The 24975-nt window shown below is 62.8% G+C and carries 20 protein-coding genes; 5 read left to right on the top strand and 15 right to left on the bottom strand.

What is annotated here, in order from left to right; genetic code table 11:
* Window position 1: 1 nt before the first annotated feature.
* The 9 genes from LY622_RS04820 to LY622_RS04860 form a co-directional block, all read right to left on the bottom strand.
* The gene (locus LY622_RS04820) at window positions 2–1870 is read right to left on the bottom strand and encodes an aminoglycoside phosphotransferase/kinase family protein (RefSeq protein ID WP_234289846.1); all 1869 of its coding nucleotides are present in this window, start codon (window positions 1868–1870) and stop codon (window positions 2–4) included.
* On the bottom strand, window positions 1867–2811 hold the full coding sequence (locus LY622_RS04825) for a ParB N-terminal domain-containing protein (RefSeq protein ID WP_234289847.1): 945 nt from the start codon (window positions 2809–2811) through the stop codon (window positions 1867–1869). The genes LY622_RS04820 and LY622_RS04825 overlap by 4 nt, the downstream gene beginning before the upstream one ends.
* Before the next feature lies 1 nt (window position 2812).
* On the bottom strand, window positions 2813–4813 hold the full coding sequence (locus LY622_RS04830) for a polysaccharide biosynthesis protein (protein ID WP_234289848.1): 2001 nt from the start codon (window positions 4811–4813) through the stop codon (window positions 2813–2815).
* Window positions 4814–4845: 32 nt separating this feature from the next.
* Window positions 4846–5943, bottom strand: coding sequence for a phytase (locus LY622_RS04835; protein ID WP_234289849.1), 1098 nt, complete (start codon window positions 5941–5943; stop codon window positions 4846–4848).
* Between the two features lie 41 nt (window positions 5944–5984).
* The gene (locus LY622_RS04840; RefSeq protein ID WP_234289850.1) at window positions 5985–7154 is read right to left on the bottom strand and encodes an O-antigen ligase family protein; all 1170 of its coding nucleotides are present in this window, start codon (window positions 7152–7154) and stop codon (window positions 5985–5987) included.
* A 22-nt stretch (window positions 7155–7176) separates the two neighbouring features.
* Entirely contained in the window at window positions 7177–8976 is a 1800-nt protein-coding gene (locus LY622_RS04845; protein ID WP_234289851.1) for an ABC transporter ATP-binding protein, read from the bottom strand.
* Window positions 8977–8982: 6 nt separating this feature from the next.
* Window positions 8983–11241, bottom strand: a complete 2259-nt coding sequence (locus LY622_RS04850; protein ID WP_234289852.1) for a polysaccharide biosynthesis tyrosine autokinase — start codon at window positions 11239–11241, stop codon at window positions 8983–8985.
* Between the two features lie 43 nt (window positions 11242–11284).
* Window positions 11285–12445 (bottom strand): polysaccharide export protein, encoded by a 1161-nt coding sequence (locus tag LY622_RS04855; protein WP_234289853.1) that lies wholly within the window; start codon window positions 12443–12445, stop codon window positions 11285–11287.
* A gap of 422 nt (window positions 12446–12867) precedes the next feature.
* The gene (locus LY622_RS04860; protein WP_234289854.1) at window positions 12868–13305 is read right to left on the bottom strand and encodes a low molecular weight protein-tyrosine-phosphatase; all 438 of its coding nucleotides are present in this window, start codon (window positions 13303–13305) and stop codon (window positions 12868–12870) included.
* 184 nt (window positions 13306–13489) lie between these two features.
* Here LY622_RS04860 and LY622_RS04865 point away from each other — a divergent pair, with 184 nt between their 5' ends.
* Window positions 13490–14245: a DeoR/GlpR family DNA-binding transcription regulator gene (locus LY622_RS04865; RefSeq protein ID WP_234289855.1), complete on the top strand. Its 756-nt coding sequence runs from the start codon at window positions 13490–13492 to the stop codon at window positions 14243–14245.
* 380 nt (window positions 14246–14625) lie between these two features.
* Here LY622_RS04865 and LY622_RS04870 read toward each other — a convergent pair whose 3' ends face one another.
* The 4 genes from LY622_RS04870 to norR form a co-directional block, all read right to left on the bottom strand.
* Window positions 14626–15384 (bottom strand): ribonucleoside-diphosphate reductase, encoded by a 759-nt coding sequence (locus LY622_RS04870; RefSeq protein ID WP_234289856.1) that lies wholly within the window; start codon window positions 15382–15384, stop codon window positions 14626–14628.
* A gap of 99 nt (window positions 15385–15483) precedes the next feature.
* Window positions 15484–17595 (bottom strand): adenosylcobalamin-dependent ribonucleoside-diphosphate reductase, encoded by a 2112-nt coding sequence (locus LY622_RS04875; RefSeq protein ID WP_234289857.1) that lies wholly within the window; start codon window positions 17593–17595, stop codon window positions 15484–15486.
* 64 nt (window positions 17596–17659) lie between these two features.
* Window positions 17660–18142: a ubiquinone anaerobic biosynthesis accessory factor UbiT gene (gene ubiT, locus LY622_RS04880; protein ID WP_234289858.1), complete on the bottom strand. Its 483-nt coding sequence runs from the start codon at window positions 18140–18142 to the stop codon at window positions 17660–17662.
* A gap of 235 nt (window positions 18143–18377) precedes the next feature.
* Window positions 18378–19904 carry a nitric oxide reductase transcriptional regulator NorR gene (norR, locus tag LY622_RS04885; protein WP_234289859.1) on the bottom strand — a complete coding sequence of 509 codons (1527 nt, stop codon included), beginning with the start codon at window positions 19902–19904 and terminating at the stop codon, window positions 18378–18380.
* Window positions 19905–20072: 168 nt separating this feature from the next.
* Between norR and ytfE the strand changes: the two genes are divergently transcribed.
* A complete protein-coding gene (gene ytfE, locus LY622_RS04890) occupies window positions 20073–20729 on the top strand; it encodes an iron-sulfur cluster repair protein YtfE (RefSeq protein ID WP_234289860.1) in 657 nt (218 codons plus the stop codon).
* Window positions 20730–20795: 66 nt separating this feature from the next.
* Here ytfE and hemN read toward each other — a convergent pair whose 3' ends face one another.
* Together hemN and LY622_RS04900 are read right to left on the bottom strand one after the other, a co-directional pair.
* Window positions 20796–22181 (bottom strand): oxygen-independent coproporphyrinogen III oxidase, encoded by a 1386-nt coding sequence (hemN, locus tag LY622_RS04895; protein WP_234289861.1) that lies wholly within the window; start codon window positions 22179–22181, stop codon window positions 20796–20798.
* Between the two features lie 112 nt (window positions 22182–22293).
* Complete coding sequence (locus LY622_RS04900) at window positions 22294–23493, bottom strand: NnrS family protein (RefSeq protein ID WP_234289862.1); 1200 nt, start codon at window positions 23491–23493, stop codon at window positions 22294–22296.
* Between the two features lie 49 nt (window positions 23494–23542).
* On the opposite strand from LY622_RS04900, the gene LY622_RS04905 reads away from it, so the two are divergent.
* From LY622_RS04905 to LY622_RS04915, 3 genes are all read left to right on the top strand, one after another.
* Window positions 23543–23965: a YbaN family protein gene (locus LY622_RS04905; protein WP_234289863.1), complete on the top strand. Its 423-nt coding sequence runs from the start codon at window positions 23543–23545 to the stop codon at window positions 23963–23965.
* Between the two features lie 41 nt (window positions 23966–24006).
* Entirely contained in the window at window positions 24007–24453 is a 447-nt protein-coding gene (locus tag LY622_RS04910) for an Rrf2 family transcriptional regulator (protein ID WP_234289864.1), read from the top strand.
* Between the two features lie 153 nt (window positions 24454–24606).
* Window positions 24607–24924: a c-type cytochrome gene (locus LY622_RS04915; protein ID WP_234289865.1), complete on the top strand. Its 318-nt coding sequence runs from the start codon at window positions 24607–24609 to the stop codon at window positions 24922–24924.
* Window positions 24925–24975: the final 51 nt, after the last annotated feature.

Raw genomic sequence — 24975 nt, forward strand, 5'->3', positions numbered from 1 at the left:
GCTATTTCGCAACGGCCTGACGCCTGAGGCGCCTGATATAGCGTCGACCTGCCCGCTTCATGCCAGCTAGTGTCAGCGGCACCAGGAAGAAGGAGCGAATCACTACCAGTACCGGTCGTGGCAGCTCATGAAGGCATAGCAGGCGGGGCAGACCGGTATAGGGGAGCCATCGGCGCAGGTAAGGCCGGTAACGCGCCGCTTGCGGCACGTCCCCGGCAAAGTCACCCGGTACGGCATACCAGGCGTAGTTCCCCTTCAAGGTGTCGACGCCACGTGGACCCGGCTGCAGGAATTCGAAATCGATGATCTTCAATCCCTGACAGGGGTCGTAGATCAGGTTGTGCGGGTTGAGGTCGATGCACTCGTAGCCAAGCCGGCGATAATGCAGGATCACATGTCTCAGGCGCTCTATGGCCCAGATGGGCAACATCCCGTGCCGATAGAAAGGTGCCCTGGGTGACAGGATTCGCTGAAGGTTGTCGGCATACCACTCGAACACCAGGTGCCGGGGGCCGATCTCGAGAATGCTAGAGACCTCCGGCAGCGCCTTGCCAAGCTCACGGGCCTGGATCTCCCGCTCCATGAAACGCTCTCTGCCAGGGCGAAAGGTCTTGCAGATGGCCTGGGTACCATGGAAGTCCACCAGTTCCACCTTGGCGCGCCGAGCATGCTTGCTGAGATCGGCCAGCACGGGATAAGGCGTACGGTATGCGGCGTTACGCTGCCGGGCCTGTTCCAGAATCGCGTCTATCCGGTCGGGTGCCACAACCGAAAGATACTCTACGGCCTGGGCGGCATTGTCCGATGAATGCAGGGGATTGCAGTGCTGCCGGGCCGGGCGATGACGGTTCATGCGCCTGCGCATGCTCTCCTTTGCAGTGAACACGCGGGCATTATCGACCAGCTCGTTCGCTCCAGCAGCCTCGGACCGGCTCACGTCGGGATGAACATCATGGATGACCAGCAGATGAGCGGGTAAGCCGCCACTGCAGGGAAAAGGCCCGCGCCCCCAGTTTCCTCCCCGGATCCGATCGGCCACACGGAGCCGATCCTCACTGTCGATAGCGAGCTCGCACAGCACATCAAAGCCATGGTGTTCGAGCGTTCTGCGAAAGGCATCGAGGTAGGGCAGTCCCTGTTCTCTCACCAACATTACAGCCAGGCCAGGCACTGCGTCCGGATAACCTCGATGGGCCAGGGCCACAATCTGCGCAACCCATGGATTGGCCTGGGATAGCTTGCTCAACGTGTCCGTGCTTGGTCGCCAACCCGACTCGGCCAACCGCTCGTCCAACTCCTCCAACCCCATCGCTTGAGGATTTGGCCAGAGTGCACACCGTTCGTTGAGCGCTTGAATAGCTTGGGCAAAAGGCGACATCCCGGCACTGGATGGCAAACCTGCGCGTATCGGCAAGCCACTCGACGTGCCAAGGTGATACACCGCTTCATGGCACATGGCGAGCAGACGCTGTTCATCGCTGGCCAGGTATGTGCCGGACCGCCCTGCCACCGCCAGCATCTCACGTGCACGACTGACGGGAAGCCAGGCCACGCCATTCCGGTCGCTACCCGGCAGGCCACCCAGGGTAAAGAGTCGACAAGCAATGTCGCCATTGCGTCGCTGTGGCCGCAACAACTTCGTCACACGACCCAGGTCATGGTCCGACACCAGCAGGATCACCTCCTCGGCACCGGGCCATGGGACGTCGGCACCAGGCCAATTGAAGAAAAGATGATCTACCTGCATGGCCGCCAGGGCGTCAGCAAGTTCAGCGAAGCCCACGCCGCCTGCTATATAGCCACGATGACGAAAGCGTTGCTTGCCCGATAGCCGGCGCCCCAACGCCTTGAATCTTTTTTGCATGCTCATATCTTGTTCCATATTGAACACATCGAGATCGCGTTGGTTCTGGCCGTACCGGCGTCTCTCTCGGCTCTGGCCGTACCGGCATCTCTCTCGGCTCTGGCGAAACAGGCATCGAAGACCTTGAGCGCCGCGGTCGGTGTAAACAGTCCCGATACGACGCCAGGCCACAACATCACTTCCTCGCGCCTGATGAAGTGTTCCACCCGGATATCGATACAGGGCTCTCCCAGTGCACTGATAACCGCATAGCGATGCTGTCCAGCCAATACCTGCCAGCGCCACTTCCCATCTGGGTGGCTCAAGACGATGGCACGAATATCCCCATCGGTACCGTCATGGCGAAGAATCCCGCGGGCTCGTATCGACGCCAGCACCCTCGTCAGGCGCTCGACTTCCACTTCAAGTTTTGGCGCACTCACCGGGCCGCAGAACTTCCATCCATCTTCAATTGCCAGCGTGCTGCCCAATACCCGGGCATTCTCACGCCCTTCACAACGACGGCGCTGAGCACGTTTCGCCTCCAGATCCAGGTGTTCCCACGGCCATGGAGAGAGCCAGGACGGCAGCTCGACCAACTCGCCGGCTTCGCTGCTCGTGAGCTCGAAGAAGGCCGCCGCGTTTTCCGGCTGCCACTCGGCATAGAAACGTGACAGCGCATTGCGGATCAACGCTCGTGCCCGATCGGGATTGGCCAGCGCTTCCGGTATCACTGGGGCCAGCGGGCGCGGCCGGCTGTGGGGAAAATTGAGCAGCCCGAACCCCCACGCAACCGGAGCCCTGAGCAGGAGCCGCCGCCCCGGGTAGCGGTAGGTCAGTGCCAGAGGGTTGCCCTCGTAGTCCCGAGCGTCCACCGGGCGATAGCGCTTCATCGACTGAATATGAAACCCGGCCCGCTCCACTCGCCGGATCACCCACAGCTTTGCCAGTAATGGTTCCAGAGGCATGTCAGTTTTCCTTCGGAATGGGGATCAGCAGCGTATCGAGCTTGGTGCCGGGTTCGCGTAGCGGTATCACGCTGGCGCGCTTCGGGCGTATGTCGGGTAGCCTTTCCTGACGGGCTTCCCAGACCAGGTCGGCTATCTCATCGAGGGGACGATAGTCGAGAGGCGCCGCCTGCATCAGTTGGCGTACGCGGGTGTGATTCGTCGCCCCGAGGGCCTTATCCAGCTCGCTCAGGAAGGCCTCGAGCCGTGGCCACTCCCAGAAGCGCTCGTTGGAGGTCATGATGCGATGGTGGCGAGTCGTTTCCACGGCATTGCCGATAAGGAGCTCCTCATAGAGCTTTTCGCCGGGACGCAGGCCGGTATAGACGATCTCGATATCACCATCGGGGTGCTCTGCGTCCCGCACTTCCAGGCCGGAAAGACGAATCATGTTGACTGCCAGGTCCTGGATTCTTACCGGCTCCCCCATGTCGAGCACGTAGACTTCGCCCCCCCGCCCCATGGCACCGGCCTGGATCACGAGCTGTGCGGCCTCGGGGATGGTCATGAAGTAGCGGGTAATTTCCGGGTGCGTCACCTGGACCGGGCCACCCTGCTCGATCTGCTTGTGGAACAGCGGTACGACCGAACCGCTGGAGCCCAGGACGTTACCGAACCGCACCATGCAGAAGCGCGTACGGCACCCGGTGTCGGCGAAGGCCTGGCAGATCAGCTCGGCCAAGCGCTTGGAGGCGCCCATGACATTGGTGGGTCGTACCGCCTTGTCGGTGGAAACGACCACGAAGGACTCGACTCTCGCCGCCATCGCCGCTCTGGCAAGGTTCAGGGTGCCAAAGACGTTGTTGCGAATACCCTCGATGAGGTTGTACTCCACCAGCGGCACATGCTTGTAGGCCGCGGCATGGTAGACGGTGTGAACCTCGAAGGCGTCGAAGATCGTCTCGAGCGCCTCTCGCGACTGCACCGATATCATCAAGGGCTTGATCTCGGTTCCCGTCCTGCCGGCCCCTGTGTGATTGGCGAGCTCCTGCTCGATGGCATAGAGCGCGAATTCACAGTTATCGACCAGCAACAGCCGGACGGGGCCCAGTGCGATGATCTGACGACACAATTCGCTACCGATGGAGCCTCCCGCCCCGGTCACCATGACCGACTTGCCTCGGATATTGGCTTCCAGCAGGTCCGGGAAAGGCGGCACAGGATCACGTCCCAGCAGATCCTCCAGTGCCACATCACGTAGCTCGCTGATATGTGCGCGGCCCGCGATGACATCGGCACTCCCGGGAATGGTCTTCACCGGTACCGATAATGCCGACAGGTTGCGCAGGATTTCCCTGCGCCGGCAGCGTGGCGCACTCGGAATGGCCAGCAGCACCATGGCAGCCTTGTACTCCTCGACCAGTGCCGCCAGAGCAACCGGTTGATGCACGCGCAGTCCCTCGACCAGAGCGCCATCGAGGCCACGCCAATCATCGACGAAGGCCACCGGCTCGAACTCGCTCCCATGGCGCAGGGCGGCGACCAGGTCGCAGCCTGCCGCCCCCGCACCATAAATCACCACGGGCCGGCGTAGCCGCCGCTGGCTGAACTGATAAAGCTCCCGCAACAGGAAACGCACGCTGCCCAGGCCGAGCAGCAGCAGCAGGGCATAACTGACAAGAACCGGCAGGGCAACCAGGGTGAGGCCCGTCAGCCTGCTGGCCAGCAGGACCACCAATGCCGAGACGCCGACCGCCACTACCACCACCGGTACGGTGGTATGGTTCATGTAACGAATCACCACGCGGTAGAGCCCCAGCCACTTGAACAGCAGCAGGCTCGCGGCGGCTGACAGGACACTGGTGCCCCACAGGGGGGTGTCGAGCGATAACTGCAGGCTTCCCATATGTAGCATGATGGCAAGATGCAATGAGGCAATCACGATGACCCCGTCGATCGCCACCAGGACTCGACGCTTCACACAGCGCGGGAGAAACAACAAAGGTTTCAATAGATTCTGCATACGTATTCCCTCACTTCTATCCGGAGCAGCTATCACTCCTGCTCAGTTAGCTCCAGTGCGGCGGCGATGTGCGACCAGCCGAGATACTTGAAATTCTGGTTCTCCGGCGAATTCCTGCCGTCCTGCACCACAACCAGGCCTTCCTCGAACCCGGGCCCGAAGTCATGTGCACTGACCGCCAGCCCATCCGTCTCCCGAACGTGGCCGATACCATCACTCTCGTCCTCATCAATGCGGAAGATGCCCTGGAGCCGATAGGGCGGCGTCGCCTCCAGCAGGGCAAAGCGATGGTTGCCCTGGCTGGATATCACCAGGTAGCGGTTGTCGTAGAGTGCCAACCCTTCGATATCCGCCTTCAGCGGGTCGCGCGCCTCGATGATCAACTCGCGTGTGGATGCCGCATCGGGCGAGGCATCCATCACCCAGACCCCGACATCCTCTTCTCCGACGAATAGCCGCGAACGACTGTCGTCGGCCACACAGCCTTCGGGCTGCGAATCCAGCCGGAAGTAGCGCAGTGGCACGATAGTCGGCTCTTCCCCACCAAGGGCCAGCCGGTACTGCATGTAGCGACCGTCCTTGGCATTGACGAAGGCGTGCAGCTCATCGCCGTGTCGATACAGGCAGGCACCATAGATTTCCTCGAGGCCGGTGGGGACCGCGCCAAGCAGGATGACCTCACCCTCTGGCGTTATCTCGAACAGGGCCAGGCTCTCCTCGTCACGGTTCGTTGCCACTGCAAGGTCTCTTGCCTGTCCATTCACCATCACGCCCTGACGCAGATCCACGTTGTTCAGCCGACCAATCGGTAGCGACTGAACTCGCTGCCCCTGCAGGTCATACACCTCCAACCCGCGCCGCTTGTCGGTTCCAAGAATGCGGCTCTGCTCGGGCATGGCGACGTTGAACCAGATAGCAGCGTCATCGGCGGCATCGCCGCGGCTCTTGACCGGTGTCGTTTCCCCCTGGGCCGTCACAATCGCCAACGGCGGCGCGGCCGAGGCCGTGCCTCCCAGCGAAACTGCCACCACCGCCCCGACCGCTCCGGCAATCACCGCCACGGCCATGACCAGCAAAACAAGAGGGCCTCGCACAGAGCACCATGCATCGAGAAATGGTCGGGTTTTCATTATTCGTTCCCGTGAGGCGTCGACGATAGAACCGGGTCGAATCAGTGCCTGGTCGAAGGTTCGCCAGGCACGAGTCCGTCTTGCGCAGCGGGTAGGGGATGGTGAACCGACTGGCGTCCCCACCGATAGAGATGCCAGCAGAGCACCAGCACTAACCAGAACAGCGTCGAGCGGAGACCGTTATGTGTCACCGAGTAGAAGAGCGGGCCCGCCAGGCCCACCCATACATAGGCCGGAGCGCGGCGCAGTGCGGTGAAGATCACCACCAGGAAGAGGCCGAGGCCGGGTATGCCGTAGGCGAACAGCATGTTGATGTAGGACGAATGGATCTCGTTGCGGTGATAGGGGACAAAGCGCTGCCGCTCGCCTTCGCCGGCTCCGAGAATCGCATACTCCGGAAAGTGCACGAGCCGGTCGAACTTGCGCTCCTCATACATGCTTTCCACCTTGGTCGGCGCCCGGTCCATGCGCGACTGCAGGTTGTGCATGACCTGCCCATCGGCGCGAAGGTTGATGACGATAACCACGACGAGCAGGAGCGGCACCGCCACCAGCAAGCGTGCGAAATGCTTGATCCGCGTGGCGTTGGCCATGGCCCAGCCGGCCACGACCAGGACACCTCCCCCCATTGCCGCCAGCGATGATGCGGCCAGGATACCCACCATGCCCGCAGCCAGGCCACTGAGTACCAACGGCTTCAACTGAGGACGAAAATCGTCAAGCATCATCAGCACCACAACGCCGCACAGCGAGAAGTAGGCCAACTGGTTGGGATTGTTGAAACTTCCCGTGGTGCGATTGACCCCCATTGCCAGCTGCACCATGACGTAGCCAGCCGTGACCAGCAGCGCAATGGATACGGCAGTACGAATCAATACTCGCGCATAGGAGCCGAAGATCCTCAAGAAACGCAGCGTGGCCATTCCCACGAGAAAGTTGAAGAAGAAGAAAGCCGGGTACATCAGGAACGCCGTGGTTTCCATGACCAGGGTCCAGCCCAGGCAAACAAACAGTACCCAAAGCACCATCATTCCCCAGCTGACGACAAACGGCGAGAGCTCCAGGTGCTCGTCACCCAATGCCATGATCGACATGATGATGGCGAAACCGAGCAGCAGGAAGTCGGCAGGCTGCGGTTGCCCGCTAGGGAAAATATAGAAGCTGGCAAGGCTCAGCCCCAGGAACAGCAGCACGGCGGCGATCAGATTCATGAGTATTCTCGCCCAGGTAGCGCTAGAGGTTGGCCATCATGCGAAATGTCGTGTTGCGCTCAGCAAGTTCGTCATAGGTGCCACTGTCCACCACCCGGCCCGCATCGAGCACATAGATGATGTCGCAGCCTCTTACCGTGGAAAGGCGGTGGGCGATCATCACCAGTGTCTTGCCGCCGGCAACCTGCTCGATATCGCTCATCACCCGTTTCTCGGTGATCCCATCCAGGGCGCTGGTGGCTTCATCGAGCACCAGGACATGGGCTTTGCGGTAGAGGGCACGAGCGATGCCGATGCGTTGACGCTGCCCCCCCGAGAGCTGAACACCCCTTTCGCCCACCTGCGTTTCCACGCCTGCCGGCATGGAGTCGATCAAGGTATCGAGCTGCGCCATGCGAAGTGCCTCCTTCACCCGCTCCACGTCGATCCGGTCACGGGGCAAGCCGAAGGCGACGTTTTCCAGAATGGAAGCATCTGCCAGGAAGATGTGTTGCGGCACGAAGCCGACGCCGGCCTGCCAATTGGCCAGGTTCTCCTCGTTCAGCGGCACACCATCCACCAGCACTCGGCCCTGCTGGGGCAGAATCAATCCCAGCAACAGATCCACGGCCGTCGACTTTCCCGAACCCGACTCGCCCACCAATCCCACCCTGCCACGAGCCGGGATCGTCAGCGTCAGGCCATTGAGCGCGGCATCCTCCTTGCCTGGATACTGGAAAACCACGTTCTCGAGCTGGATTGACACTTCTGGCACCATCGGCGCCGCATCGGACTGGTCTGCGGGGACATACATCTCCGGTGTGCGACTTGCCAGAAGGTCACCGCGAATGGCCTCATAGGCCGCCATGTTGCCGCGGATATTGGAGATCGCTGAATAGATTTTCTGGTAAGCCGGCAGCATCTTGAAACCGGCCAGTGCATAGATCGACAGCGCCGGCAGGATCGCCCCCAGGTTGCCCTGGTGAATGTTGAGCAGATAGAGAACCAGAACGATCACCGAGCCGAAGGCTACCAGCTCGATGGCATAGCGTGGGGCATCGCTCAGCCCCTGGGTGACTCCCTGGCCACGCGCCACTCGGTGGCTGGCCTTGTCGAACTGATGGGTATAGGTATCTTGCCGACGCAACAGCAGCAGATCCTTGATGCCACCGAAGCCTTCGGTCATCAGCTTGAAGCGCTTGGTCTGGGCCTTGGAAATCCGCCTGCCGTTGGCGATCAGGAAACGCCGCACCGTCTTGTAGAGCAGCATGTAGGTGGTGACGAAGATCACCAACCCACTGATCGCAACCACGGGATTGTAGATCAGAATGGTCAGCGACATGCAGGTGACCATCACCACCTTGGCATTGAACTGCATGAAGGGATTGATGATCTTGCTGGTTACCCGCTGCACCTCCTGGGACACCCGGTTTATCAGGCGACTGCTACTTCCCCCCGCATGGAACAGCCAGGGCTGGTGCAGGTAGTAGAGGTAGAGGCGACTCGATAGCTCGGCGCCCACATGGGCACCATAGAGGGACAGCCGCCAGGTGGTGTACATCGAGAAGAGGGCGGCCAATATCAGGACCCCAAGCACCACAATGCCCATCAGGGTGAGAAAGCGTTCCGGGCTATCGACGCCACTCAGGGTATAAGCCTGGGCCAGCCAGCCCTCCCCTTCCAGCCGGCTCATGTCGCCCACCACGGCCATGAAGGGGCCGATGGATATCACACTGGCAACCTCGGCGAAGGCCATGATGATGATCAGTATCTGGAGCCGAATCAGCCGGCGACGCTGCGGCTTGGTCAGCAACATATAGAGTTCGTGCATTTGCTTCAGCATAGCGATTCACCGATAGGCATAGAGATAGCTGCCATAATGGCCATAGCGATTCTTGGTCGGCTTCTCGACACCATTCAGGATAGCGCCCTTCAGTCTGACCCCGGCACTCTCCAGGCGCCGCTTGGCCGCCTTGATCTCAGCCGGCGGATTAGTGCCGAAACGCACCACCAACAGACTGGTCCCGGCCAGCTTGCCCACCACGGCGGCATCGGTCACGGCCAGAACCGGCGGGGTATCCAGCACCACCAGGTCGTAGCGTGAACTCATCGACTCCAGGAAGGCGTGGAAACTGCGCTGCATCAGCAGCTCGGAAGGGTTGGGGGGCACCGTGCCCCGGGAGACATAGTGAAGCCCCTCCAGGTCGGTGTGCCGAATCGCCTCCTCCGGTTCGATACGCTGCGCCAGGAGCTCCGACAGCCCGCCCTCGCTCTGGCCTCCGAAGGCATGATGCAAGTGGCCGCGACGCATGTCGGCATCGACCAGCAGGACTCGCTGGCCGGCCTGGGCGCAAACCGCAGCCAGGTTGGCAGCAACGAAGCTCTTGCCCACCGCAGGGCTAGCCCCGGTAATCATCAGCCGATTGTCCCCGGCTTCCAGCATGGCGAAATAGAGGCTGGTACGCAGGCCACGCAGGGATTCCACGGCAATCTCGGAGGGGTTCTCCATCGCCAGCAGTCGACGAAAGATTTCCTGGGACTTCTTCGCATGGCGCGGCCGAATACGCCGGGTCAGCTTGCTCTGCTCGGCGGACTCCGGCAAAGCGGCATAGACCGGCAGCCCCAGCTCCTCGAGCTGATCGGGACTCTTGATCGCCCGGGTCATCAGCAACCGAAGCACCAGGACCATCGACACCAGCAGGGCACCGATCAGCCCACTGATTGCCGTTGTCAGGCTGATGCGCGGCGAGACCAGTCCCGGCTGAAGCATGGCCGCATCGAGAATACGTACGTTCCCCACCGTTCCCGCCTTGACCAGTCGCATCTCCTGGCGCTGGTTGAGCAATTGGACATAGACCTGCTGGTTGACCTGGGTATCCCGGGTCAGCCGTAACACTTCCTGCTGGGTTTCGGGCAGGTCGCCGATCTGCGCATCCAGCCTTTCCCGTTCGGCCTGTAGCTGTGAGCGCTTTCTCAGCAAGGCCTGATAGTTGGGGTGAGTCGGCCGATAGCGCTCGGCCAGGTCGGATTCGGCCAGCGCAAGTTCGGTGAGCTGGTTGTCCACCGCTACCAGGCTGCTCAGAAGGTTCTGGGTTTCGAAGGTAAGGTCCACGGAGTCCCGCTGGGACCGATACTCGTTGAGCTGATTCTCGGCTTCGGTCAACTGCTCATTGACCTGGGGGATCTGTTCGTTGAGAAAGGCAATCTGCTTCTCGGCCTCTTCCGACTGCCGCTGAACGTTCTGGGTCAGGAAGACTCCGGTCAAGGTGTCCAGCGACTCCTGGATCTGCTCCCGGTCCGTGCCACTCAGCGTCAACTGGTAGACACCGGAATCCTGCCCCCTTGGCTGGATGAGGAATCGACCCTGCAACTGCCTGATGGCAGCGAGTCGCGAGACGCGATAAAGATGAAACTCCGCCCCCGGGTGCGCCTCCAACTGGCTGACAAAGAGTCGATAGCCTCGCACCTCGTCCTGCACGGTTTCACCGACGCGTCCGGTCAGAACCAGTTGCCCCTCGTGCAACAGTTCGTAACCACCATTTTCCGTTACCCTCAGAATGTGCCCTCGCCCCTCTCGCCCTTCGGGCACATCGAAGCGGGACACCCTCAACGACTCCTGAGACCAGACGTAGGGACTCCCCAGCTCCTCCGAGGGCTCGAACCAGCGGGATCGCAGGAAATCCGGCACCAACCCCTCATACCCCTCATGAGTGAAGCCGTGGTTGACCAGGAAGTCACCGATGAGAGGCAGCCGACGCGGCTCGATGCGGATCGCAAGATCGAGCCGGTCGGCGGTTTCGCCCAAAACCATTCTTGATTGCAGAATCTCCAGTTCTGCCGCCGTGGGGTTCCCGGTCTGCTCCCCCACGGCCAGGGATTCCAGCAGGCCCAGCATGGCGCCACGGTTCTCGATCTGGATCAGGGCATCGGCCTGATAGATACGAGGTTGGGAGCTGGAGTGAAAATAACCGATCAATATCGCGACCAGGGTGACCATCATGATCAGCCACTTGTGGTCGAACAGCATGCCCACCAGCTTTCTCAGGCTGATATCGCTACTCTCCTGAGGAGCCGGAGATGCAGCAGGGGGGGCGGGAAAGATCGTCATTGCCATAACCTCATCGCTCGTGAAGTATCAAGATTCCCGGCCCTCAAAGATCACCGATACGATCAACCGATCTGGCGGTGTCGCCCGGAAGATTGACCGAAGGCAGCAGCAGGCTGATGACGTTGTTCCAGCGAGCCAGTGGCGCTGCCGTCACATACACCACATCCTGCGGATCCAGCGGGAAGCGCGTGCCGAGCATCAACCGAGTGGCATCGCTGATATCCAGTTGATAGACGGTCGCCAGCGTTTCGCTGTCCGGGGCATTCCCGCGCACCACGAAGATGCCGGAAGGCTGCGCTCGACTCTCGTTGACGCCACCGGCCCGAGCCAGGGCATCTGTCAGGGAGAGTCGCTCGTTGCCAAGCGGGATGGCGCCGGGACGCAGGACATGCCCCAGCACCACGACATTCTGATTCTCCGACGAAGGCACATGCACCAGGTCGCCATCCCTCAGCAGACGGTTCTGGGACATGTCACCCTGGCGCAGCATCGCGTAAAGCGATATGCGCTCTTCACGGCCGTCACGGGAGAGAATGATATTGTGCCAATCCGCATTATCACCGGCACCGCCGGCCTCGCTGATAGCATCCAATAACGTTATCGGTACGATGGTGAGCGGCTGAGTGCCTGGGTTTGCCACCGCGCCGCTGACGTAGACCTTCTGGGAACGGAAGGCGGCGATGCCCACCTCGACCTGAGGCTCGGTGATCACATTCGAGAGTCGCCGGCTAATCAACGCCCTGACCTCGTCCAGGGTCATGCCAGCGACCTGCACTCGCCCCACATAGGGATAGAACATGGTGCCGTCGGGCCTTACCCGGTTGCCGGTTTCCGCAGCGGCACGCTCACTGCCTGCCGGTATGGTCAATTCGGGATGGTCGTAGACGATGATACTCAACACGTCGCCCGGGCCGATGCGATACTCGTACTCTTGCATGTCGCGCTGAAGCGTCGGGGGGACGGGCCGCGAAGCGGGCTCGATGAGCTGCATGTCCCTCACCAGCTCTGGCGTTATCGGTCGTATATCCACACGCGAGTCGAGCGACTCATCGAGCCGGTTCTCGTTGATATGCCCCCCAGGCGCCAAGGCACAACCGGCTGAAATCAGCACCGCTCCTACCAGCACCAAGGCAATAGAAAACCGCGCGACTCCCGAGACTGTCCTGCCCCCCGTACGCCCCTTACCGGAGGCCTCCAACGACATTGAACTACCTTCTAGCATTATCATTTTATTCTCTCCCTTGACTGCCCTTGGCACGCTACCGCCCCGGATTTCACTGGCAGCCATCCGAAGCCCGATCGTCCCTTTGTGGTCGACCCGCGCTGCGGCTCACAAGGAACGGCAGGGCGGGTATACCTTCCGTTACATAAAAAAGCAGCGGAAGATACACATAGGTTACGTTGGCCTGACGAGCCCACCGCCTGATTTTTAGTGAAAGGACATGCTGAAAATTCGTTGTCATAATTCACCAAGCGAAGCCTGGTGAGACGCTACTGATGAGGTGAGACAACTCAGTCGTAGGCACGACAAAGCGAGCCGCCCAATGTAAGGAGCGCAGCTCCTGCCGAGCGAAGAAAGAAGGGGAATTGCTTGGATGTGCGCCGAAAAGGCGGCAATTTCAGGGGTTATAAACGACCGGCCCACTCGCGGGTGGCACGGGCTATGAGGCCATGCACCTGGAGAAAAACGGCCTCGGAGCGGCGATAGGGATCGGGAATATCCTGGCCATTGCCCTGCTCCAGCCAATGGCCCAGGCGCATGGTCTTGCCCAGTACCGATGGCCAGCGTGAGGCGATCTCGCGTCGCTGGTCATCACTCATGACCAGTACCAGGTCGGCTTCGGCCAGCAGGTCGGCTTCCAGCTGCCGGGCTCGATGCTCGCCAAGCTCGAATCCATCGGCTTCGGCCAGTTGCCTGGCCTTGGGCTCGACGCCCTCCCCGACCAGGGCAGTAAGGCCAGCCGACGAGACTCGGCAATGAGGAAGCTGCTGACGAAGCATGGCCTCGGCCACGGGACTGCGACAGATGTTGCCTCGGCAGACGACCAGGATGGACTTGAACATCGATATTAGATACTCCCAATGTAGAGGTACGCCATGGCTCACCGTAGCAGAGCGGAAGGGCTCGGGAAGCCACCCGTTACGACTATAGCGTTAGCCCAGGTCACCGACAGTGGAAAATCGCCGCCGGCTAGCTCAGCATAGGCCAGCCAACCCTGTGAGAAACGTGACAAGCGATGGAGGTGCGATGAACGGCCGAAGCGCCATGCGCCTGGCACGGCTGCAGGAAGCCCTGGCCGGAGGGGGGACGATTCACCTCAGCGAGGCGGCCCGCCTGTGCGGGGTATCGGAGATGACCATCCGCCGTGACGTGGCGGCCAGCGATGGCGCCATGGTGTTCCTGGGCGGTCGCCTGGTGATGGCGGACAACCCGCACTACGCGCCGGTCTACAGCGTCGACGAGCAGAAAGACAGCCACTTCCGGGCCAAGCGCCGCCTGTGCGAACGTGCCGCCGGTTTCATCGAGGAGGGGGATACGCTGTTCATCGACTGCGGCACGACCCTGCTACCGCTGATCGGCCTGCTGGCCGGTCGCAAGCAGCTGACGGTGGTGACCTACGCGCTCAATGTAGCCAACGCGGTGAGCACGCTACCCGATGTCCGCCTGATCCTGCTCGGCGGGGTCTATCACGACGCATCGCAGTCCTTCGGTAGCGACGAGATGGGCCAATCCATCCGGCGCCTGGGGATCAACCGCGCCTTCCTTTCCGCCGCAGGCGTCCATGAACAGAAGGGCGTGAGCTGCTTTCACTTCCACGAGGTCGCGCCCAAGCAGGCCGCCATCGCCTGTGCGGCCCAGCGCCTGCTGGTGGCCGATGAAAGCAAGATCGGCGTGATTCGCCCGGCCTACTTCGCCCGGCTGGACGATTTCGACGTCGTGATCACCGACGGCGACATGGCGCCGTCGCCGGAGAGTGGCAGGCCCAGGATCGTCGCCGCCTGACGGCGCCAGTCGCGATGGGAACTCGGAGCGCCGAACCGAGCGCTCCAACAGCGACCCTTTCCATCAAAGGAGAGATAACCATCTGTCGGAGCAGCTTTAGCTCGCGACTGGAGGCCGGAGGCCCCCGGCGGTGTTGCCAAGGCTGGCGACACCGCCAACCTCGGCGCCTACGCCAAGGCGCCTGACGGCGCCAGTCGCGATGCGGAGCAGCGCTCCAACAGCTGCTTTCTCCACGGAAGGAGCTACACCGCTGTTGGAGCAGCTTTAGCTCGCGACTGGAGGCCAGAGGCCTCCCGGCGGTGTTACCAAGGCTGGCGACACCGCCAACGTCGGCGCCTACGCCAGGCGCCTGCTGAGTCTTACGCGAAATCAGGTAAGTTTTAGCCGCACTTGGACCAACCACAGCCCGCATAGCACGTCGGACACCCATCCATCATGATCAGCTCGCCGCGGCACTCGGGGCAGTGTCCCACCACCGTGGGGCCGTCGCCCTTCTCCTTATTCTGGGCTTGAGCCTTGGCCTGCTGTTCGGCTCGGGCCTCCTCCTCGAGGGTGGGCGGCTGCCAGGGGTGGCCATGGGTCAGGCGGTGGGCGTAGCGGCTGACCAGTTCCTCCACCGGCACCTGGTTGCCGTCCTGGTCGAGGAAGCCGCGGCGATAGAGGATCTGCTGGATCGACCAGGCGATGGCCGCCACTTCCGAGTCATGGAACATCGGCTTGCCCCAGCGGTTCATGCCGCAGCGCACCAGGCCCTTGTCCCAGGCTACCTTGCGCAGGTCGGCCACCGCCTGGGTGACATAGCCACCGCGGGCGGCCAGCGACAGGCTACGCATGGTGGCGGTGATCCACTGGTGTTCGCTGGAGAGCTGGCCGGAGGGGAAGAAGAACTCCACCGGGCGCTCGATGACCACCCGCTTGCCGTCGAGCACGCCTTCCACCGGCATGAAGGAGACCAGCAGGTAGACCTTCTTGCGCCCTTCGGCACCGACGTAGGAGATCTTCTCGGACACCGCCTCCAGGGTGCCCTCGGGACGTGACGGAATACGCACCGTGAGCGGATTCTCGTCGGCCAGCGGCACCTCTTGCACCGCCTTCTTTACACTGTAGGAAACTATCTTGGACTTGATCTCGACGGCCATCAGCAGGCTCCTGCGGAAAAGGATTCAAAGGCGCGCAGCTTCACTCGCTCGGGGCTGCTCCGGCGACACCTCACTACCGGCCGTTGGAAGTGCACGGGCTTACCACTTTCCATAGGTGCCTTCCTTCAGCGCGTCATAGAGATTCGCCGCGTTGTGCTCTTCGCCGTCGTAGACGACCTTCTCGTCGCCGGCCAGCTCCAGCGTCTCACCGTTCTCCAGCTCGAAGACATAGGTCGTGTTCTTGAGGTCGTCCTCGCGCACCAGCACGCCCTGGAAAGCCTCCGGGTTGAAGCGGAAGGTGGTGCAGCCCTTGAGCTTGCTCTCGTAGGCGTCAAGGTAGAGATCCTGGAACTGCTCGAAGGGGAAGTCGGTGGGCACGTTGACCGTCTTGGAGATCGCCGAGTCGACCCAGGCCTGGGCCGCCGCCTGCACCGCCACGTGCTGCTTCGGAGTCACCGCATCGGCGGTGATGAAGTAGTCGGGCAGGTCGCTCTCCACCGCGTCGGCGGCGATGAAGTGGCGGTAGGCGGCCAGCTCGAAGGAGCACACTTCCACCTGCTCCTTGGTCTTCTTGCCCGACTGGATGACGTTGCGGAAGTAGCGGTGCGAGAACGACGGCTCGATGCCGTTGGAGGCATTGTTACCCAGGGAGAGGCTGATGGTGCCGGTGGGCGCGATGGACGAATGGTGGGTGAAGCGCGCGCCGTGCTCGGACAGCGCCGCCACCAGCTCCGGCTCCAGCTCGGCGATCTTCTGCATGTAGCGGCTGTAGCGGGCGTGAAGGATGCGGCCGGGCACCTTGTCGCCCACTTCGTATCCGTCCTTGGCCAGTTCCGGCCGCTCGCGCAGCATCTTGGGGGTAATTTCGAAGTCCTCGGCCAGTATCGGCGCCATGCCCTTCTCGCGAGAGAGCTCCAGCGCCTGCTTCCAGCCCTCGAGGGCCAGGTTGCGGCTCACCTCCTCGGTGAAGGCCAGCGACTCCGCCGAACCGTAGGGAATCTTGAGCATGGTCAGGGTCGAGCCCAGGCCGAGGAACCCCATGCCGTGGCGACGCTTGGCCTCGATCTCCTTGCGCTGGCCTTCAAGCGGCAGGCCGCTGATCTCCACCACGTTGTCGAGCATGCGCGTGAAGATCGCCACCACCTTGCGGTAGCGATCCCAGTCGAAGCGCGGCTTCTTGCCGAAGGGGTCGATGACGAAGCGCGTCAGGTTCACCGAGCCCAGCAGGCAGGCACCCTCCGGCGGTAATGGTTGCTCACCGCAGGGGTTGGTCGCCCGGATCTCCTCGCAGAACCAGTTGTTGTTCATGCGGTTGACCTGGTCGATCAGGATGAAGCCCGGCTCGGCGAAGTCGTAGGTCGACTTCATGATGGTGTCCCACAGCTCGCGGGCCTTGATCACCTCGACGATGCGACAGGCCACGCGGCCTTCGCCGTCGGTGGTGTAGTCCTTCTCGACCACCGGCCAGTCGCGATAGATGAGCTCATCCGGGCCCACGTCCTCCTTCTCACCGCCGTGCAGCGGGAAGGCCAGCGGCCAGTCGGTGTCCTGCTTCACCGCCTCGATGAACTCGTCGGTGATCAGCAGCGAGAGGTTGAATTGACGCAGCCGGCCGGCCTCGCGCTTGGCCTCGATGAAGCTGCGCACGTCGGGATGGCCGACGTCGAAGGTACCCATCTGGGCGCCGCGGCGTCCGCCGGCGGAGGCCACCGTGAAGCACATCTTGTCGTAGATATCCATGAACGCCAGCGGGCCGTTGGTGCCGGCACCGGCGCCGAAGACGAAGGCGCCCTTGTGGCGCAGGGTCGAGAACTCGTAGCCGATGCCGCAGCCCGCCTTGAGCGTCATGCCGGCATCCACCACGCTGTCGAGGATGTCGTGCATGGAGTCGCGGATGGTGCGAGACACGGTACAGTTGATCAGGCTCACCGCCGGCTTGTAGTCCTCGGCGCCGGCGTTGGACATGATCCGCCCGGCCGGGATGGCGCCGTTTTCCAGGGCCCAGCGAAACTTCGGCAGCCAGGCGTCGGCCTGGTCTCCTTCCACCACCGCCAGGGCTCGGGCCACGCGATCCCAGGTCTCGGTCACGTCCTTGTCGACCGCCCGGCCATGGCGATCCTTGAGGCGGTACTTGGAGTCCCAGATATCACGGGAGGGCACCTGCAACGGAACCTCTTTGGATGTCTTGACGGCCTTGGTGGAAGTGCTCATGTGGGCTTATCTCCGCCTGCGTTGGCTGTATTCGTAAAAAGAAAACTCAATAACAAAAGGATACTCAATCGTCGCGACGCGCCACGCGTTCCAGGCGCGCCAGCCAGTCGCCCAGCCGCCCCTGGGCCAGCCCCTCTTCGCGGCTGTCCAGCAGGTTCTTCACCATCAGCCCCAGCTCGGTGTCGCCCTCGATCAGCAGCCGACGCTGAAAGAACAGGGCGTCGGGGTCCTCGCGCCGGGTGGCGAGACAGAGGAACTCGCGCCAGCCGCCACGGATGGTCGCCTCACCGGCCTCGCGGCTCAGCACCAGCCGCTGGTTCACGAGGGTCAGGGTCAGCAGGACGCCCAGGTCATCCACGTGCAGCGTGATGCGCCGCCCCTCCAGGGCGTCGAACTCACCCTCTTCCAGGGGCTCGGCAAAGGTGCGGTTGAGCACCGGTTCGATCACGTGGCGCTTCAGTGTCAGGGGCACCCGTGGGTCGATGGCACGTATCAGGCGGGTCGGGGCGGGCGGACGCGGCAGAAGTGACATGGGCAACGGAAGCATTTCTACTCTCCAGTGGGGTCGAACCAGCCAGTGGAATCGAACCGGTGAATCGGGCTGCGGCCTTGGCGGCCGACGAACCGTCCATCCTAGGCACGATGCCGCGGGTCTGCACTGATGTGTGTCAAGCTCATGCACTGCCCCGACCAGGGGCATGAGTACCATATATAGCTCATTCCCTCTATTCAAGCACCAGATGTAGCGTTTATTTTCAACGCTAGCTCTTGCATTGCGCTAACTATTTGATCCTTAGGCGACGCGCAAGTTTGTGCAGATTGCTGGGATCGACACCCAGTCGACGGGCAGCCGTGGCCCAGTTGCCGTCGCTGATGGCCAGGGCATCACGAATGGCCCGCCGCTGGGCAGCGGCAACCTGGGTTTTCAACGATTCGCCTGTCGCGGAGACTTCCGGCTCGGCCTGGACCCGTTGCGGTGCATCGACGGCGGTACCGCTGGCCAGATCGAGCCACTCCGGCACCAGGGTGATGATCTCGTCACGTCGCGCCCCCTGCCCCAGCGCCTTGATCGCCGCTCGACTGATGACATGCTCGAGTTCCCGTACGTTTCCCGGCCAGGCATAGCCGCACAGCGCCCGCTCGGCCTCCGGCGAGAGGCGCAGGCTGCGCACCCCGAGGCGGGTGCGGTTGATCTCGAGAAAGTGGCCGGCCAGCACCAGCACATCCCCTTCGCGTTCGCGCAGCGGCGGAATGGCCACCGGATAGACCGACAGCCGATGGTAGAGGTCGGCGCGAAAGTGCCCTTCGCGTACCCCGTCGGCCAGGTGCCGGTTGGTGGCGGCGAGGATCCGCACATCGACCTGGCGTGGCGTGTCCTCACCCAACCGCTGCACCTCGCCGTTCTGCAGTGCCCGCAGCAGCTTGGCCTGGATGCCCAGCGGCAGCTCGCCCACCTCGTCGAGAAACAGGGTGCCTTCATGGGCCGCCTCGAAGCGCCCCGCCCGATCGCTGACGGCACCGGAAAAGGCCCCCTTCACGTGACCAAACAGTTCACTCTCGGCCAACGACTCGGGCAGTGCCGCACAGTTGACCTGTACCAGCGGCTGCTGGCGCCGTGTCGAGCGCTGATGCAGGCGCCGGGCAAACAGCTCCTTGCCCACCCCGGTCTCGCCACTGAGCAATACCGGCAGGCCGGACTCGGCCACCACGTCGAGCTCCTGCAGCAAGCGCTGCAGTGCGGCGCTGTGGCCGAGAATCTCCCCACCGGCGCTGGGCTCCACCCGGGCCGCCCCACCCTGGTGTGCCATATGCAGGGCTCGCAGCTCCTGCTCCATGCGCGTCACCCGCACCGCGGCTTCCACCAGCAATGCATAGCGGGCCAATGCCTGACGGGCCTTGGCATCGAAGGTGCCGGCGACCAGCGCATCCAGGGTCAGCACGCCCCAGGGCTGGCCCTCCACGTGCAGGCTGATCCCCATGCAGTCATGGACGTGCAGCGGTTCCCCGGGACGCTGCTCGACCAGGCCATCGTAGGGGTCGGGCAGGGTGGAGTCGGGAGGAAAGCAGGTGGTGTTTCGACTGGCGAGTATCGCAGCCAGCCGCGGATGCCGCGCCACCTCGAAGCGACGGCCCAGCGCCTCGCGCACCAGTCCCTCTACCGCCACGGGGGCAAGGATCTCCTGCTGCAGTTGCAGCAGGCACACTGCACCACAGCGAAACTCCTCGCGCAGGGTGCGAACCAGGCGCTGCAGCCGCACGGCGCTGGGGAGGTCGGCGGCCATATCGGCCAGCAGGCTATCGTCCAACATGGTCAATTTTACCGTGACAGGGTTATTTACACCCTATTCTTTCAGGGTCTTTTTTACCACTCAAAATACAGGCTATTGTTTTCAAACGAATAATAGTCTGGCACAGGGTTTGCAACGCCAGTACAGCTAAGCAAGACGAGACACCCCCACCCTGCTTGAGGATATGCCATGAGCCTGCTCGAACAACCCGTCGGTCGCCTGGCCCTGAACTTGCCAGGCGCCACCCGCATCTTTCACCAGAACCGTATCGACTTCTGCTGTGGCGGCCGCCTGAGCTTGCAGGCCGCCGCCGAGCAGGCCGGAGCCAATATCGCCGCCCTGGTCGCGGCGCTGGAAGCCCTGCCGGCCGGCAACCCGGACCAGCGTGACTGGCAATCGGCCAGCAATGATGAGCTGATCGATCACATCCTGACCCGCTATCACGATGTGCATCGCCAGCAGCTGCCGGAGCTGATTCGCATGGCGCGTCGCGTGGAGCTCGTCCATGGAGAGCGTGACACCTGCCCCAACGGCCTGGCCGACCTGCTGTCGGTGATCTTCCAGGAGATGGAGAGTCACATGCAGAAGGAGGAGCAGATCCTGTTCCCGATGCTGCGCAGCGGCATGGCCGCCCAGGCCCAGGGGCCGATCGCGGTGATGCGCCAGGAGCACGACGACCACGGCGAGAATCTCGATGAGGTCATGGCGCTGACCGACAACATCACCCCGCCCAAGGGCGCCTGCACCACCTGGCGCGCGCTCTACACCGGCCTCAACGAGTTCCGCGAGGACCTGATGCAGCACATCCACCTGGAGAACAACCTGCTGTTCGAACGTACCGCCTGAACCGCTACTGGCTCATGAAAAACGGCGCCCCGCGGGGCGCCGTTTGCGTGGTTCCTCGCCGGGACGCTAGACCGTACGCGAGAAACGCCCTTCGTTGGGTTTGAGGTAAGCATCGAAGGCCATGGCCACGTTGCGCATCATCAATCGCCCGGTCGGCAGCACGTCGATGGCGGACTCCCCAATGGCGATCAGCCCGTCCTGCTGCATTTCGGTGAGCTCAGCCAGGGCATCGGCGAAGTAGTCGTGGAAGACGATGTCGTGCTTGGCCTCGATGTCGGCGAAGTCGATTCGGCCGTGGCACATCAGGGCATTGATCACGTCGCGGCGCAGCCGGTCGTCGTCGTTGAGACGATAGCCGCGCATCACCGGCAGCCGGCCCGCCTCGAGCCGATGTTGGTACTGGGCGGTCTCCTTGACGTTCTGGCTGTAGCTGTCGCCCACCTTGCCGATGGAGGTGATGCCCAGGCCGATCATGTCGCAGTCGGCATGGGTGGAGTAGCCTTGGAAGTTGCGCTGCAGGGTGCCGTTCTCCCTGGCCAGGGAGAGTTCGTCCTCGGGCAGGGCGAAGTGATCCATGCCGATATAGACGTAGCCGGCCCCGGTCAGACGGCGAATGGTCAGCTCCAGCAGCTCCATCTTGCGCTCCGGCGGCGGCATGTCCTCGGGGCGGATCAGCCGCTGGGCCTTGAACAGCTCCGGCAGGTGCGCATAGCTGTAGGCGGCGATGCGATCCGGGCGCAGCGCGATGATCTTGTCCAGGGTGGTGTCGAAGCTTGCCACGGTCTGCAGCGGCAGGCCGTAGATCAGGTCGACGCTGATCGATTCGAAGCCGGCATCGCGGGCCGCCTGGACCAGCGACACCACCTGCTCCTCGCTCTGCACGCGGTTGACGGCCTGCTGGACATCCGCGTCGAAGTCCTGGACCCCGAAGCTGAGGCGATTGAAGCCAAGGTCATGGAGCTCATGGATCTGCTCCGGGGTCACCGTGCGCGGGTCCACCTCCAGGGAGAACTCGCGCTCCTCCACCGGCGCGAAGTGGAAAGCCTCGTCCAGCGACCTCATCAGCTCGCCCAGCTGGGTATTGCTCAGGTAGGTGGGTGTGCCGCCGCCAAGATGCAACTGCGTCATGCGGCGCGACTCGTCGAACAGTGCCCCCTGCGTCTGGACCTCATGCTTCAGCCAGGCCAGGTACTCCGACGCCCGGTCGGTATTGTGGGTGATGATCTTGTTGCAGGCACAGTAGTAGCAGAGGCTCTTGCAGAACGGGATATGCACGTAGACCGAGAGCGGCTTGGGGGCGGCGACCCGGTTGCTGCGCTCGGCAGCGGCCCGATAGTCATCCTCGGCGAAGGCCGCATGGAACTGGGGCGCCGTGGGATAGGAGGTATAGCGCGGTCCCGGACGGTCGTACTTCTCCACCAGGGGGCGATTGAACAGCAGATCGTCTTGCATGATCGAAAACAGCCTCTTGAGAAGGGGGCATGGGCTGGCCATTGCCTATGGCGCCAGTATGACACCGGCGCTTCGCGTCGTCTTTGCATGCACGCCCGACCCTTGTCCGTGATCAATTATCGGGGCGAGTTGACACGGCACGGCCAGACGGCATTCGCGCCAGCCAGTAGCGCAGCCGCCAGGCCACCAGCAGCCAGGCCAGGCTCCAGAGCAGCGCCGAGCACCACAGGATCGCCAGCCAGCCACTGCCAGCGTCGAGCGCCCACAGTCGCAGGATGGCGGCGGTGGCGAATAGCCCGGCCAGGGGGACCAGGGCCCACTCTGCCTCGGGACGCTGCCTGGCGCGCAGTATCACGTGGCGCAGCATGACGGCGCTGGACAGGGTGCCCAGGGCGCCGATGGTGAAGACATGCAGCGCCGAACTGGCGTGCTCCGGCATCCACCAGGTGCGCGCCAGCAGCAGAAGCCCGATCCCGAGCCAGCTGTACCCCAGCATCAACACCAGCAGATCGGGGCGCTCGCGGCATTGGCCAGGCCCCCAGCGCAGCACCCGCCACAGCACCAGCAGACCGGCCGCCAGTACCAGCCATGCCGCCAGCGGCCGCAGGGCGCCCCACAGCATCAGGAAGGGTGCCAGGCCCAGCAGGACGATCAGCGCCGACTCGATCTGCGGCTGCACGCCGGCACCCGCCATGCGATAGCGACTCATCAGGTAGCCGTTGACGGCCGGCGAGATGATGCGTCCCCCCATGAAGGTCATCAGCAATACCAGCCACAGCACGCTCTGGTGCATCAGGGGTGCCGTCGTCGGCATGTCATCCTGGTAGCGCCAGGTCAGCGTCACGACCGCCAGCAGGCAGATCAGCCCCAGCAGCGGGGAGAGTACCCGATTGCGCCACTTCTTGGCGGCAAGAAACCGGGGTACCAGCAAGCCGGCCAGCCACAGGGCAAAGAGGGCATCGGCCAGGGTCGCCAGCACGCTGCCGGGCCAATCGAGGATACCCATCCGCCCCACCAGCCACAGCCCGACCAGGCCCACCTGCTGACGTTGTGACAGCGGCCCGAGCAGATAGCCGGCGATGACCGCCAGGGCGAACCCGAACAGCAACTCACGGGCGTGGGCCGCGGGCGATGCCAGCTGCGACAAGATGTCCCACCCATGGTAGAGGGCAAGCAGCGACAGCGGCACCATCAGCGCCGCGTGAAGCGCCGCCAGCGGGAAGAGCCAGCGCCAGGCCGGTCTTCGGGGCGATGCCGTCACGCCATCTTCGCCGGTGGGCAGAGCAAGCGGCTTTACATTGGGCCTAAACATGCATATAAAATACTCTTTAAAGCACCCACTGCCAATCCACGAGGCCGTCATGACCTCCATGCTCTCGCGATTCGTCTGGCGCACCCTGGCCTATGGCTGTATCGGCCTGGGGACCGCCGGCCTGGTGGTGCCGCTGCTGCCCACCACTCCCTTCCTGCTGGTGGCGGCCTGGGCGGCGCCCAAGGGCTCGCCGCGCCTGGCACGCTGGCTATGGCAGCACCCCCGGATCGGCCCTACCCTGCACGCCTGGCAGGAGCAGCGTGCCGTTCCGCGTCGTGCCAAGCGGCTGGCCGTGGTGCTGTTGCTGTTCAGTTGGCTGGTGCTGTGGCTGGGTAAGGCGCCATCCGGCGTTCTGGCACTGACAGCGGTGCTCTTCATCGGTGTGGCCACCTTCGTACTGACGCGACCCGATGCCACACCTCTGCGCAGCGAAGGCCAAGATAAAACCGATGTTATGATAAGAAAATTTTAAAATATTTTATTTGATACTTATCAAGACAAGGCCGACCCGCCATGCACCTGACCCGCTATACCGATTACGCGCTGCGTGTCCTCATCTACCTCGCCGTCAAGGGCGAGGAGCGCGCCACCATCCATGAGATCGCCGAAAGCTTCGGCGTGTCGCGCAACCACCTGATGAAGGTCGTCCAGGACCTCAGCCACCGCGGCTATATCGTTACCATCCGCGGCAAGAACGGCGGCATGCTGCTGAATCGTCCGCCCGAGACCATCTCGCTGGGCGGCCTGATTCGCGATACCGAACATGAGCTCGGCCTGGTGGAGTGCTTTCGCGATTCGAACGAGTGCGTCATCACGCCGGCCTGTCGCCTCAAGCCGATCCTCAACGAGGCAATGACAGCCTTCATGACCGTGCTCGATGGCTACACCCTGGCCGACATGCTGGGCCGGCGCCAGCCACAGCTGGCCCGGTTGATGCAGATCCCAGCGCAAGAGCAATAGCTTTGCCAATCCATTTTTTTGGCATAGCCTTCATTGGCAATAGCATCGAAGCCATTCAGGCGTAGGGCCAGGCCCATGCAACGACTGGCTTCACTGTAAAACTGGCTTCACTGTAAACAAGTACCAACCGTGACCCGCAATACTGGAGAACCCATGAAGAAGCTGACTGCTACCCTTACCCTGCTGGCCGGCGCTGCCGCCCTTACCTTTGCTGCAACCGCCCAGGCCGAGCCCGACGGTGAAGCCATCTACAATCAGGCCTGCATGGCCTGTCATATGACCGGTGCCGCCGGCGCTCCCATCAAGGGCGATGAGGCTGCCTGGTCGGAGCGTCTGGAGCAAGGCATGGATACGCTCTATGCCCACTCCATCGACGGCATCGGCGCCATGCCCCCCAAGGGCGGGCACGCGAATCTGAGCGACGAGGAAGTCAAGGCCGCCGTCGACTTCATGCTCGAGCCGGTGCTCTAACAGCCCCTCTCAGCAGGCCGGTTGACCGAGCTCACTCCCAACGACAGGGCG

Source organism: Halomonas alkalisoli, from assembly GCF_021412585.1.
Taxonomy (GTDB): Bacteria; Pseudomonadota; Gammaproteobacteria; order Pseudomonadales; family Halomonadaceae; genus Halomonas; species Halomonas alkalisoli.

Excerpts from the sequence above, each read along its gene's own strand:
- LY622_RS04820 (WP_234289846.1), bottom strand. The coding sequence starts at position 1,870 with ATGAGCATGCAAAAAAGATTCAAGGCGTTGGGGCGCCGGCTATCGGGC.
- LY622_RS04825 (WP_234289847.1), bottom strand. The coding sequence starts at position 2,811 with ATGCCTCTGGAACCATTACTGGCAAAGCTGTGGGTGATCCGGCGAGTG.
- LY622_RS04830 (WP_234289848.1), bottom strand. The coding sequence starts at position 4,813 with ATGCAGAATCTATTGAAACCTTTGTTGTTTCTCCCGCGCTGTGTGAAG.
- LY622_RS04835 (WP_234289849.1), bottom strand. The coding sequence starts at position 5,943 with ATGAAAACCCGACCATTTCTCGATGCATGGTGCTCTGTGCGAGGCCCT.
- LY622_RS04840 (WP_234289850.1), bottom strand. The coding sequence starts at position 7,154 with ATGAATCTGATCGCCGCCGTGCTGCTGTTCCTGGGGCTGAGCCTTGCC.
- LY622_RS04845 (WP_234289851.1), bottom strand. The coding sequence starts at position 8,976 with ATGCTGAAGCAAATGCACGAACTCTATATGTTGCTGACCAAGCCGCAG.
- LY622_RS04850 (WP_234289852.1), bottom strand. The coding sequence starts at position 11,241 with ATGACGATCTTTCCCGCCCCCCCTGCTGCATCTCCGGCTCCTCAGGAG.
- LY622_RS04855 (WP_234289853.1), bottom strand. The coding sequence starts at position 12,445 with ATGTCGTTGGAGGCCTCCGGTAAGGGGCGTACGGGGGGCAGGACAGTC.
- LY622_RS04860 (WP_234289854.1), bottom strand. The coding sequence starts at position 13,305 with ATGTTCAAGTCCATCCTGGTCGTCTGCCGAGGCAACATCTGTCGCAGT.
- LY622_RS04865 (WP_234289855.1), top strand. The coding sequence starts at position 13,490 with ATGAACGGCCGAAGCGCCATGCGCCTGGCACGGCTGCAGGAAGCCCTG.
- LY622_RS04870 (WP_234289856.1), bottom strand. The coding sequence starts at position 15,384 with ATGGCCGTCGAGATCAAGTCCAAGATAGTTTCCTACAGTGTAAAGAAG.
- LY622_RS04875 (WP_234289857.1), bottom strand. The coding sequence starts at position 17,595 with ATGAGCACTTCCACCAAGGCCGTCAAGACATCCAAAGAGGTTCCGTTG.
- ubiT (WP_234289858.1), bottom strand. The coding sequence starts at position 18,142 with ATGCTTCCGTTGCCCATGTCACTTCTGCCGCGTCCGCCCGCCCCGACC.
- norR (WP_234289859.1), bottom strand. The coding sequence starts at position 19,904 with ATGTTGGACGATAGCCTGCTGGCCGATATGGCCGCCGACCTCCCCAGC.
- ytfE (WP_234289860.1), top strand. The coding sequence starts at position 20,073 with ATGAGCCTGCTCGAACAACCCGTCGGTCGCCTGGCCCTGAACTTGCCA.
- hemN (WP_234289861.1), bottom strand. The coding sequence starts at position 22,181 with ATGCAAGACGATCTGCTGTTCAATCGCCCCCTGGTGGAGAAGTACGAC.
- LY622_RS04900 (WP_234289862.1), bottom strand. The coding sequence starts at position 23,493 with ATGTTTAGGCCCAATGTAAAGCCGCTTGCTCTGCCCACCGGCGAAGAT.
- LY622_RS04905 (WP_234289863.1), top strand. The coding sequence starts at position 23,543 with ATGACCTCCATGCTCTCGCGATTCGTCTGGCGCACCCTGGCCTATGGC.
- LY622_RS04910 (WP_234289864.1), top strand. The coding sequence starts at position 24,007 with ATGCACCTGACCCGCTATACCGATTACGCGCTGCGTGTCCTCATCTAC.
- LY622_RS04915 (WP_234289865.1), top strand. The coding sequence starts at position 24,607 with ATGAAGAAGCTGACTGCTACCCTTACCCTGCTGGCCGGCGCTGCCGCC.